Source organism: Dehalococcoidales bacterium, assembly GCA_041652735.1.
In the GTDB taxonomy this organism is placed as follows: domain Bacteria; phylum Chloroflexota; class Dehalococcoidia; order Dehalococcoidales; family RBG-16-60-22; genus RBG-13-51-18.
In genome coordinates this window covers 139,027-150,675 of record JBAZGT010000002.1, presented here as the reverse complement: position 1 = coordinate 150,675, position 11,649 = coordinate 139,027, and the positions used below count along the sequence as shown (strand labels likewise).

General features: G+C 56.3%; 10 protein-coding genes and 1 tRNA gene. 9 read left to right on the top strand and 2 right to left on the bottom strand.

All coding sequences use genetic code 11. The features are described from left to right. Positions 1–182: 182 nt before the first annotated feature. The 9 genes from WC370_01515 to WC370_01475 all read left to right on the top strand — a co-directional run bounded on the left by WC370_01515 (position 183) and on the right by WC370_01475 (position 9,565). Positions 183–272, top strand: a tRNA-Ser gene (locus WC370_01515). 194 nt (positions 273–466) lie between these two features. Then, positions 467–1,588 carry a DNA-processing protein DprA gene (gene dprA / locus WC370_01510; GenBank protein MFA5308148.1) on the top strand — a complete coding sequence of 374 codons (1,122 nt, stop codon included), beginning with the start codon at positions 467–469 and terminating at the stop codon, positions 1,586–1,588. A gap of 5 nt (positions 1,589–1,593) precedes the next feature. Continuing rightward, positions 1,594–3,705 carry a type I DNA topoisomerase gene (topA, locus tag WC370_01505; protein MFA5308147.1) on the top strand — a complete coding sequence of 704 codons (2,112 nt, stop codon included), beginning with the start codon at positions 1,594–1,596 and terminating at the stop codon, positions 3,703–3,705. Between the two features lie 230 nt (positions 3,706–3,935). Then, positions 3,936–4,853: a tyrosine recombinase XerC gene (gene xerC / locus WC370_01500; protein ID MFA5308146.1), complete on the top strand. Its 918-nt coding sequence runs from the start codon at positions 3,936–3,938 to the stop codon at positions 4,851–4,853. 103 nt (positions 4,854–4,956) lie between these two features. Further along, entirely contained in the window at positions 4,957–6,033 is a 1,077-nt protein-coding gene (locus WC370_01495) for a Xaa-Pro peptidase family protein (protein ID MFA5308145.1), read from the top strand. After that, positions 5,943–6,812: a methyltransferase domain-containing protein gene (locus WC370_01490; protein ID MFA5308144.1), complete on the top strand. Its 870-nt coding sequence runs from the start codon at positions 5,943–5,945 to the stop codon at positions 6,810–6,812. The genes WC370_01495 and WC370_01490 overlap by 91 nt, the downstream gene beginning before the upstream one ends. A gap of 14 nt (positions 6,813–6,826) precedes the next feature. Next, on the top strand, positions 6,827–7,528 hold the full coding sequence (locus tag WC370_01485) for a PHP-associated domain-containing protein (protein ID MFA5308143.1): 702 nt from the start codon (positions 6,827–6,829) through the stop codon (positions 7,526–7,528). Beyond that, positions 7,521–8,351 (top strand): formyltransferase family protein, encoded by an 831-nt coding sequence (locus tag WC370_01480; protein MFA5308142.1) that lies wholly within the window; start codon positions 7,521–7,523, stop codon positions 8,349–8,351. Before WC370_01485 ends, WC370_01480 begins: the two co-directional genes overlap by 8 nt. An 8-nt stretch (positions 8,352–8,359) precedes the next feature. Further along, a complete protein-coding gene (locus WC370_01475; GenBank protein ID MFA5308141.1) occupies positions 8,360–9,565 on the top strand; it encodes an NADH:flavin oxidoreductase in 1,206 nt (401 codons plus the stop codon). A 114-nt stretch (positions 9,566–9,679) separates the two neighbouring features. Here WC370_01475 and WC370_01470 read toward each other — a convergent pair whose 3' ends face one another. Both WC370_01470 and tig read right to left on the bottom strand, forming a co-directional pair. Then, positions 9,680–10,315, bottom strand: a complete 636-nt coding sequence (locus tag WC370_01470; protein ID MFA5308140.1) for an ATP-dependent Clp protease proteolytic subunit — start codon at positions 10,313–10,315, stop codon at positions 9,680–9,682. Then, on the bottom strand, positions 10,312–11,634 hold the full coding sequence (gene tig, locus WC370_01465; GenBank protein MFA5308139.1) for a trigger factor: 1,323 nt from the start codon (positions 11,632–11,634) through the stop codon (positions 10,312–10,314). Before tig ends, WC370_01470 begins: the two co-directional genes overlap by 4 nt. Positions 11,635–11,649: the final 15 nt, after the last annotated feature.

The following is an 11,649-nucleotide window of genomic DNA, read 5'->3' as shown; positions in this document are numbered from 1 at the left end:
ATTGAAAGCGATAAGAAAGTAAGCTAAACTGTACCTTAGTCCGGCGTCCCCAGGGGGTGGCCGGTTTGCCCGAACACCCGGCCGATTTCATCCCGAACAAGCGGCCGATTTCACCGAAATACGCAATTTCCCGGATTTGCCACGTAAATAGAAATGCTTTAATATAAGAGAGTCCCTATTACGGAGAGGTGCTGGAGTGGCCTATCAGGCACGCCTGGAGAGCGTGAGTAGCCGCAAGGTTACCGTGGGTTCGAATCCCACCCTCTCCGCCAGCCTGCGCTAAAGCTACCACCTGCGCAAAAGTTTCGGTGGGCAAGTAGTCTGGTGAACTATATGCGATGAAGCTTCCGTCTTCGTCACAGTCGGGCAGGCTTACCGCATGATTTTCAGCTTTACCTTTTAGTACTCAAGCTTTCCGGTTAATCAATTGTCATGTCCCCTACCCTGTGCTAGAATTAAAATTACTTTGAATAAAGATATCAAGTACTGGGTGGGCTTCAATAACATACCGGGCATCGGGCGGGTGCGCCTGGGGCAGCTGGAAAGCTATTTCGGGGGACTGGAACCGGCATGGCGTGCTTCTCCCGGCGAGATGAAACGCGCCGGACTGGACAGCGCCGCCCTGCGCACTATCGCCGCGTGGCGGGACAAGATAAATCCCGACCAAGAAATGGAGAAGCTGGAGCGCGCCCGCGTCCAGGTACTCACCTGCAAGGATGCGGAATATCCCAAACGACTCAAAGAGATATATGATTATCCGCCCGTACTTTATGTCAAGGGCGCCCTGCTGCCGGAGGACGAGTGGTGCCTGGCGGTGGTGGGAACGCGGCGGGCTACCGTTTACGGGCGGCAGGTTACCGAAGAGTTAGTGACAGACCTGGCGCGCAGCAAGATAACCATCGTTAGCGGGCTGGCGCGGGGCATAGATACCATCGCCCACCGCACCGCCCTGGAGGCCGGCGGCCGCACGCTGGCGGTCTTTGCCTGCGGACTGGATATCGTTTACCCCCTGGAAAATGAAAACCTGGCGCGGGATATCATGGAGCACGGCGCTCTGCTTAGCGAGTACCCCCTGGGGGCCAAGCCCCGCGCCGAGAACTTCCCCCGCCGTAACCGGATTCTCAGCGGTCTGAGCCTGGGGGTGCTGGTCACGGAGGCCGGGGAGGACAGCGGCGCCATGATTACCGCCCGTGACGCGTTGGAGCAGGACCGCGAGGTCTTCGCCGTGCCGGGCAGTATCCTTTCGCCGGCCAGCAACGGCACCAACCGCGCTATCCAGGCGGGTGAAGCCAAGCTGGTCCGGACGTACACGGACATACTGGAAGAGCTGAACCTGACCACCGTGGCCCGCCAGATGGAAATGAGAGAGCTTTTACCGGAATCGGAGACCGAGTCCCTGCTCATCAGCCACCTTCACGCCGAGCCGTCCCACATCGACGAGGTCTGCCGGCGCAGCGGCCTGCCGGCGGCCACGGTCAGCAGCACCCTGGCGATGATGGAGCTCAAGGGACTGGTCAAGCAGGTTGGCACCATGAATTACGTACTGTCGCGGGAGATGCGGCAGGAATATAAAGTGAGAGTTGACTGATACTTATGACGAACAAACTTGTTATCGTGGAATCACCGGCCAAGACGAAAACGCTGGCTAAAATACTGGGTAAAGGCTACACCATCAAGGCATCGCTCGGGCACGTCAGGGATTTGCCCCGCGGCCAGATGGGCGTGGACATCGAAAACGGCTTCCAGCCCAAATACGTGGTGCCTAAAGCCAAGACCAAGCTGGTCAACGAGCTGAAGCTGGCGGCCAAGACCGCCTCGACTATCTACCTCGCCACCGACCCCGACCGCGAGGGGGAGGCTATCGCCTGGCACCTGGCGGAGGTGACCGGCATCGGTAAAAAGCCCTTACAGCGCGTCGTTTTCCGGGAAATAACGGAGGAAGCGGTCAAAGAGGCTTTTAAAAATCCCCGCTCCATTAACATGCAGCTGGTGGATGCCCAGCAGGCGCGGCGCATTCTCGACCGGCTGGTAGGCTACAAGATAAGCCCGCTGCTCTGGAAAAAGGTCCGGAAGCGCCTATCGGCGGGACGGGTGCAGTCGGTCGCCGTTAAAATCGTCGTCGACCGTGAGCGCGAGATACAGGCCTTCAAACCGGAGGAGTACTGGGTCATAGAAGTCGAGCTAAGCAAGCAGAAGGAAAAGCCCGTTTTCCGGGCGACGCTGGTGGGACTGGTCGAAGGCAAGAAGCTCAATATCCATACGGCGGAAGAGTCCGACGCGATTAAAAACGCGCTGGAAAAAGCCGCTTATGACGTGCTCAAGGTAGCCACCAAGAAAGTGACGCGCCAGCCGGCCCCGCCCTTCACCACCAGCACCTTGCAGCAGGAAGCCTGGCGCAAGCTGCGCTTTACCGCCAAGCAGACCATGGCCCTGGCCCAGCAGCTCTACGAGGGCTTGCCGGTGGGCGATGAGGGGAACGTGGGCTTGATTACCTACATGCGCACGGACTCCACCCACGTGGCCTCTTCCGCCATCACGGAGACGGTGGCTTATATCCAGGAGACTTACGGCGTTAAATATCTGCCGCCCAAGCCCCGGGTCTATACCGCTCGCGCCAAAGGCGCCCAGGAGGCCCACGAGGCTGTCCGCCCCACCCGCGCCCACCGCGAGCCGGCGAACATCAAAAAGTACCTCACCGCCCCGCAGTACCGCCTGTACGACCTCATCTGGAAGCGCATGGTGGCCAGCCAGATGGCGGCGGCGCTGTTCGATAACACCACCGTCGATATCGAGGCTAAAGACCACCGCGATTACCTATTAAGGACGGCGACGTCCGTCAATACCTTCCCCGGCTTTATCACACTTTACAGTGAAGGCAAAGACGAGGACGACGAGGAACGCAAGACAACTTTGCCGGAACTGGTTAAAGGCGACGGGCTCACCCTGCTGGGTGTTTACCCGGACCAGCGCTTTACCCAGCCGCCGCCCCGCTACACGGAAGCAACCCTGGTCAAGACGCTGGAACAGTACGGCATCGGGCGGCCCAGTACCTACGCGCCCACCATTTCCACCGTGCAGGAACGCGATTACGTCATCAAGGTAAAAGGGGTGTTCCAGCCCACCGATTTGGGCTTCGCCACCAACGACCTGCTGGTACAGCATTTCCCGGACATTATCAACGAGAAATTCACCGCGGAAATGGAAAACGAGCTGGATGATATCGCCGAAGATAAACGCAAGTGGCCCGGCGTTATCCAGAAATTCTATACTCCCTTCGAAAGGGACTATCAAAAAGCCGTGGAGACTGCGGAGAAAGTGAAGCTCCCGGACGAACTTACCGGGGAGATGTGCCCCAAATGCGGCAAGCCGCTGGTGGTCAAGACGGGGCGCTTCGGGAAATTCGCAGCCTGCAGCGGCTACCCGGGCTGTAAGTACACGCAGTCGTTCCAGTTAAAGGTGGGCGCCAAATGCCCGGATTGCGGCAAAGACCTGATACAGCGCGTCAACAAAAAGCGGCGCACCTTTTACGGCTGCAGCGGCTACCCGGACTGCAAGTTTATCACCAACTTCAAGCCTATAGCCCAGCCCTGCCCGCAGTGCCAAGGGCTGCTGACCCTGCACGGCAAACAGGCCTGGTGCACCAAGTGCGAGTATAAAGGCAAAGCGCCGGAGGAGACCAAGGAACAGGTAACAAGTGACAAGTAACAACTTTCCTCTCCCCACCACGGGAGAGAATTAAGCTACACTGAGCGAAACGAACGTGGTGAGAGGGAAATAAAAAACTCCCTTGTTCCCTCCCTTGACTCAGCTCAGGGCAGGTCTTTACTGAAGAGGGACAATTGATTATGTTAATGATATCGTCTCCCTATTACTAAAGGGAGATAGAGAGGGTTTTTAGTAAAACATCCTCCTTTTAGCAGGAATGTAAGCTGACGATGCAGGAAGTATTTAGTCGCTACGTGGCGTACCTGGAGGCGGAAAGAAACGTTTCCCCTTACACGGTGCGCAACTATACCAAGGACCTGCTGGAGTTCTTCGCCTTCGTCAAGGAAAAAGGCATTGATACCCTGAAAGATGTTAACAAGCAGACCCTGCGCGCCTACCTGGCCTCTTTGATGGAGCAGAAATACGCCAAGAGCAGCATCGCCCGCAAGCTTTCGGCCATAAGGTCGTTCTACCGCTACCTGATGCGTGAAGAGCTGATCACGGCCAGCCCGGCGGCCACTACCGTCTCCCCCAAGCTGGATAAGCGTTTGCCCGCCTTCCTCACCGTGGAAGAAGCCAAACGCCTGGTGGAATCGCCGGACGTTACCACGCCCCAGGGCCAGCGCGACCGCGCCCTGATGGAGCTGCTCTATGCTTCCGGCATGCGCGTCAGCGAGCTGGTCAGCATGAACGTGGAGAAGATAAACCTGGATACCAATGAAATTCGGGTGTGGGGTAAAGGGGCCAAAGAGCGGGTGGTGTTAATCGGCGGACCGGCGGCGGCGGCGTTAAACACCTACATCAATGACGGCCGCCGCCAGCTGTTAGGGAAAAAGAAGAACAATGCCCTTTTCATCAACCGCTACGGCGGGCGCATCTTGGCGCGGCGGGTGCAGAAAATATTAACCAGGTACGCGCACAGCATCAACCGCAGCGTTCACCCGCACGTGCTGCGCCACACTTTCGCCACCCACCTCCTGGACGGCGGGGCGGACCTGAAAGTGGTACAGGACCTGCTGGGCCACGCCGACCTTTCCTCGACGCAGATTTACACCCACGTCACGCAGAGTCGGGCGCGAAAGATATACCTCGCCGCCCATCCCATGGCGCACCTGGAGGAAGGTAAGCAGCAAGTAACAAGGAAATAAAAACTCCCTTACTCCCTCTTTATAAAAGAGGGACGATAAATAGACTAAAGACAAATGACGGCATTGAAAAAAGCAGAGAAGAAAGGTATTTTTAATCGTAATAATGAACAAACGTCTTCGTAACCTGGGTTTAAAGCTGGCGGAAAAAGGCCTCGACGCTATATTGATAACGCAACCGGAAAACCGGCGCTGGCTTTCCGGCTTCCACGGCACCGCCGGCTATTTGATTATCAGCCGGAATAAAGCCATACTGGCCACGGACTTCCGCTATACCGAGCAGGCGGCCGCCGAGGCGCCCGATTTTGATATTCAGCGCATCTCCGGCAGCCTGGCGGAATGGTTCCCCGGGATGATGCGGGATCTGGCGGTTAAAACCCTGGGGTTCGAGGGTGGGGACGTTACTTATGATTTCCACGCCCGGCTGCGCGGCGCCCTGAGGAAAAAACAGGTGGCCGTGAAGCTGGCGGCCACCAACAACATCGTGGAAACCCTGCGGGCGGTAAAGGAGCCGGGGGAAATAGAGCTTATCCGTAAAGCCTCGGCGCTGACGGACGCCGCTTTTGAATCCGTCGAGAAAAACATCGAGGCCGGCATGACGGAAGCACAAATCGCCTGGGAGCTGGAAAAAGCCCTGCGGGAGATGGGCAGCCAGTCGCTCCCCTTCGATATCATCGTGGGTTCCGGTCCGAACGCCGCCCTGCCCCACGCCAAGCCATCCGGACGCCCTGTACAAAACGGCGAGACCATCGTGATTGACATGGGCGGCAAAGTCTCCGGCTATGCCAGCGACCTTACCCGCACCGTATGCGCCGGCAAGGCGGACGCCAAATTGAAAAAAGTCTATAACACCGTCCTGGAAGCGCAGACCGCGGCTATCGCGCAAATCCGCAAAGGCATGACCGGCAAGGAAGCGGACGCCATAGCGCGGGAGGTCATCAATCAGGCCGGCTACGGCGATGCCTTCGGGCATTCCCTGGGTCACGGCGTCGGCCTGGCGGAACACGAACTGCCGTTTCTCAGCCCTAACTCCGTGGAAAAGCTGGAAGAAAACATGGTGTTCACCGTCGAGCCGGGCATTTATCTCACGGGGTGGGGCGGCGTGCGCATCGAGGATACGGTAGTGATGGAACAAGGGAAAGTGAAGCTGCTGACCGGAGCGCGGAAAGTCAAGTATCAGTGATGCCGGAAACCGCCAGTGAATTTGACAGGTTGACTGATACCTGGAAAGAGTGGCAAGGCTTTCCCTGGGGTAAACTGTATTACGATATCTCCCGCTACAACATACAGCGGCATCTGGATGACCGTCCCAAACTCATCCTGGATATCGGCGGGGGCAACGGCGCCGACTCTATTTTTTACGCTAAACAGGGCCATACCGTAACCTGTCTAGATGCTTCATCCGCCATGCTGGCGGAAGCAAAAGAAAACGCCGGGGCACAGGGCGTATCCGGCAATATTACTTTTACGCAGGGTAATGCTGAGGACATTCAGGAGCGCTTTAACGGAAATAAATACGATTTAGTTCTCTGCCATCTGATGATGGAGTTTTTACCCGAGGCCCCCGGATTTCTAAATAATTTGTACAATTTGGTCGCACCCGGCGGCCTGCTGTCTGTTATCGATAGCAACCGCTATTCACTGGCCTACAAAACGGCCTTTCAAAACGGAGACCTGGTTACCGCTAAAAATGAAATCGGTAAAAAAGAGCATTTTCATCCCTGGGTCAAGCGTATCACCCGCCTGTATTCCGGTGATGAAACAGTTGAAATGCTGCGAAACAGCGGATTTGAACCGGCCGGTCACTACGGCATACAATGTGCCTGCGCTTATCTTCCTAATGAGCGAAAATCAGAAAAGGCATATTATGATGCTCTGGTGGAATTTGAGAAAACCTTAACGGATAAATATCCGTATTATTTGCTGGCCAGGCTTTATCAGATAATCGGGCGGAAGAAATAACCGGGACGACCGGCATGATACCGATAACGGAAAAGAAAGAGAGTATGACCTTGCTGAAAGCAGATTTACATATCCACACCCGGTATTCCATGGACTGCCAGTCCTCACTGGACAAGATAATCGCGCGGTGCCAGGAGCTGGGCATCAACTGCGTCGCCATCGCCGACCACGGCACCGCGGAAGGCGGGCTGGAGCTAAAGAAAATCGCCCCGTTCAAGGTCATCGTGGCGGAGGAAATCCTCACCACCGAAGGCGAAATCATGGGCATGTTCCTCAAGGAGACCATCCCCAGCGGCATCACCCCGCGGGAAGCCATCAAACGCATCCGGGCGCAGGGCGGGCTGGTTAACGTCCAGCACCCCTTCGAAACGATACGCGGCTCGGCACTGAAGGACAAAGTTATCGATGAAATTCTACCGGAAATCGAACTCATGGAAGTGATGAACTCGCGCAGCCCTTTCCCCACCAGCGCAGACAAAGCCAAAGCCTACGCGGAGAAGCACAATATACCCGGCGGCGCCGGCAGCGACGCCCACACGATTAATGAAATCGGCAACGCCTACATCGAGATGCCGGACTTCAACACCAAGGAAGAGTTTATCGAGTCCATCAAACAGGGAAAGATATACGGCAAAAGGTCCGGGGTGTTCGTGCATATTTTCAGCAAATGGGCCATGGTAAAGGGCAAATTAAGCAGGCGGGGTGAAAATGAGTAAGTATAAAATAGGCTGGTTTTCCACCGGGCGGGGGCCGGGGTCTAAAGCGTTACTAAAGACTACACAGGACGCTATAAAAGCGGGCACTCTCAACGCGGAAATCGAGTTTGTCTTTTGCAGTCGCGAGCGCGGCGAGACGGAACCTACCGACCAGTACCTGGACATGGTAAACGACTACGGCATCCCGCTGGTCAGCTACTCCTACCAGAGATACCGGGCGGAACGCAATATGCCCAGCCCGGATTTAGCCCAGCCGCTGCCACAGTGGCGACTCGACTATGACACCGAGGTCTTAAAGCGACTGGGCAAGTTCCATCCCGACCTGGTGCTGCTGGCTGGCCTGATGATAGTCACCTCCCGGCTGATGTGCGATAAATATGAAATCATTAACCTGCACCCCGCCGCCCCGGGCGGGCCCGCCGGCACCTGGCAGCAGGTCATCTGGAAGCTGATAGAGACCGGTGCGGCTACCCAGGGCATTAAAATGCACGTGGCTATCCCGGAGCTGGACATGGGACCCACCGCCGCCTACTGCACCTTCCCCATCCGCGGCCAGGCCTTCGATAAATACTGGGAGGGGATAAGAGGCAAGACCGTCGAGCAGATTAAAGCCGCGCAGGGCGTGGAAAATCCCCTGTTCAAAGCGATACGGGAACACGGCGCCGTCAGGGAGCTGCCGCTGACCGTGGCCACCCTCCGCGTTTTCAGCGAGGGCAAGATAAAGATAACCAAAGACCGTAAAGTGGTGGATTCCTCCGGTAAAGTTATCCTGGGCTACGACCTCACTAAAGAGATTGACGATACCATAAAAGGAAATATTTAATAGATTACGTGAATGCGTCTCCGAAAGTATTTACCCCCGGTAAAATAGGCCATCTGGAACTGCGCAACCGGATTATCCGGTCCGGCTGCTTCGAGGGACTGTCCCCCAACGCCGCCCCCAGCGACGCTTTAATCGAGCACCACCGGAAAATAGCCGCCGGCGGCATCGGCATGACCACCGTTTCCTATTGCGCCGTCTCCCGCGACGGCGTCGCCTTTTCCAACGAAATGTGGATGCGCGAGGAAATTATCCCCGGTCTCCGGCGCTTGACGGAGGCCGTGCACCGGGAGGGAGCCGCCGCGTCCATACAGCTGGGCCACTGCGGCTTTTTCGCCAATAAAAGCGCCGCCGGGGCCACCCCCATCGGACCTTCCCGCAAGTTCTGTTTATTCCGCTACAGCGTCTGCCGCCGGATGACGGAAGACGATATCGGGCGGGTGCGGGAAGACTTCGGCAAAGCGGCGGCGATGGCGGTAAGGGCCGGGTTCGACGCCATCGAGATTCACGCCGGGCACGGCTATTTGCTCAGCCAGTTCCTTTCCCCCTGGACCAATCACCGCAAAGACCGCTACGGTGGATCCCTGGCCAACCGCCTGGAGTTCCCCGCCTCGGTAATCCGGCGGGTCAGGGAAACGGTGGGGCCGGACTTTCCCGTACTGGTAAAAATGAACTGCGAGGACGGTTTTAAAGGCGGCCTGACTATTGACGAAGCGGTGGAAGTGGCCAAAAGCTTTGCGGCGGCGGGGGCCAGCGCCTTGGTACCCAGCTGCGGCTTTACCGCCAGGACATCCTTTTACATGATGCGCGGCCAGGTACCGATACTGGAATACGTAAAGAGTGAAAAGAACCCGGTAACCAAAATGGGCATGGCGCTGTTCGGGCGGTTTATCGTCAGGGAATTCCCTTATAAAGAGCTGTTTCTGCTGGAGCAGGCCAAACGCATCAGGGACGCGGTGAAAATCCCGGTTATCTATATCGGCGGAGTGTGCTCGCTGGACAATATGAAGCAAGTCTTGCAGGAGGGCTTCCCTTTCCTACAGGTGGGCCGCGCCACGGTACGAGACCCGGAGGTAATCAAAAAAATGCAGTCCGGAGAGGTAAGCGCGGTGGACTGCGACCATTGTAACCGCTGCATCGCCGAGATGGCGGTAAAAGGTATCGCCTGTACATCACTCACCCGTGGATTCAGGCGTAAAGAGTACCGGACAGACTAGCCGGGCCAGCTACGGCGGCAGGACGATGGCTTGCCGAAAGACCAACGGGCGTAAAAGCATAAAAAAAAGAGGGGGCTTTTAACCCCCTCTCTTAATTTTTGAAATAACGACCAGCTATTTCTTGTCTTTCCTGGCTTTTTCTTCCTTATCGTCAGACGCCTTCATCAGCACTTCGTCGATAAGGCCGTATTCTTTAGCCTGGTCAGCACTCATATAAAAGTCACGGTCCATATCATGGGATATTTTCTCTGAAGTCTGACCGGTACTATTCACCAGTATTTCCTTGATGATATCTTGCAGACGCATGATTTCTTTGGCTTGAATAACCATGTCGGTCGCCTGTCCCTGTACGCCGCCGCTGGCCTGGTGCATGTGAATGGTGGCGTGGGGCAGGGCATAGCGTTTCCCCTTAGCGCCGGAACTGAGCAAAATAGTAGCCATACTGGCCGCCATGCCCACGCAGATGGTGGAAACCTGCGGCCGGATAAGGTTCATGGTATCATAAATTGCCAGGCCGGCGGTAATTACCCCGCCGGGACTCTGGATATACATGCTGATGTCCCGGTCCGGGTCTTCTCTTTCCAGGTAAAGCAGCTGGGCGATCAGCGTGTTGGCTACCATATCATCGATAGGCGTGAATAGCATTATGATGCGTTCTTTTAACAGCATCGAATAAAGATCCCAGGCTCTTTCACCCCTGGGACCGCTCTCGACTACATGTGGTAAAACATTTAACGGATTAGTGTTCATTTTTCCTCCTCCTTCTTTATCTCCTGGTCGGTCTCCCCGGCCTCTTTAGCGATATCCGCCAGGCGCTCGATAGTCTTGCGCGTCTTGAGCGTCTGGGTCATGGACTGGCGGGTCTGGGGCGTGTCCAGGAGCTTTCTCATTTCTTCTTTCTTGTCCTCCCCGATGCCCCGGACCATGTTATTGATGCCGTTAAGAATCTCTTCTTCCGTGACTTCTATTTTTTCTGTCTCGGCGATTTTGCTCAAGACCAGAGACGCGGCGATATTCTTCTGGGCAACGGGACGCAGCTCTTCCTGGAGCTGTTCCGGCGTCTTGTTGAGGCTGCGCAGGTATTCGTCCATGCCCCGCCCCGACATTTGCAGCTGCCGCGCCTGGTCGTTGATAATCCGGTTTATCTCTAAATCAACCACCACCGGCGGGTACTCTATCTTGGACTGTTCCACGGCGGTGTTGATGATTTTTTCTTCCACCTCCATGCGCGCGGTCTCTTCCGACCGCAGTTTCAGGCCCTTGACCACTTCCTCGCGCAGCGCTTCCAGCGTCTTGAACTCGGAGGAGACCTGTAAAGCCAGGTCGTCATTCAGTTCCGGCAGCTTTTCCTCTTTTACCTCATGCAAAGTCACCTTGAAATGCGCCTGCTTTCCGGCGAACTGGGTACTGTAAAAATCGGCGGGAAAGGTGAGATCGAACTCTTTGGTCTCGCCCTTGTTCATGCCCGCAACCTGCTCGGCGAATCCCGGCGCCGGGGTGCTGGCGTCTTTAAGCACCTGGTACTGCGAGGCTATTTTCTGCACGATAGGCTTTTCTTCGCAGACGCCGTTGATATCGATAACCGCCATGTCGTTAAAAGCCAGCGGCCGGTCCACCGGCTCCCATGTGGCGTGCTGGTGGCGCAGCTCTTCCAGGACGGAAGTGATGTTTTCCTCTTTTACTTCCGCCACTTCCGCCTTCATCCTGATGCTCCGGTAGTCGCCCAGGGTGACGGTAGGCGTTAAAGGCACCACCGCTTCAAATATCAGCGGCTCCGCCTTGGTTATGCGGACTTCCGGCTGGGCGTAAGGCTCTATTTCCTGTTCCTTGAGCGCCTTCTCGTACGCTTCCGGTATCATGTGGTCGATGGCTTCTTCCAGCATCCTGCCCTTGCCCAGGGTGCGTTCCACTACCGCGCGGGGGGCTTTGCCCTTGCGGAAGCCGGGGATGCTGGCATGCTGCACCAGGTGCTCATAGGCATGTTTCATCCCATCTTCCATGTCCGCAGGCTCCATCTCGATAGTCAGGTACGCCTGGCTGTTTTCTACTTTATCTTTTGTGACTTTCAAGTTTCCTCCCGATTC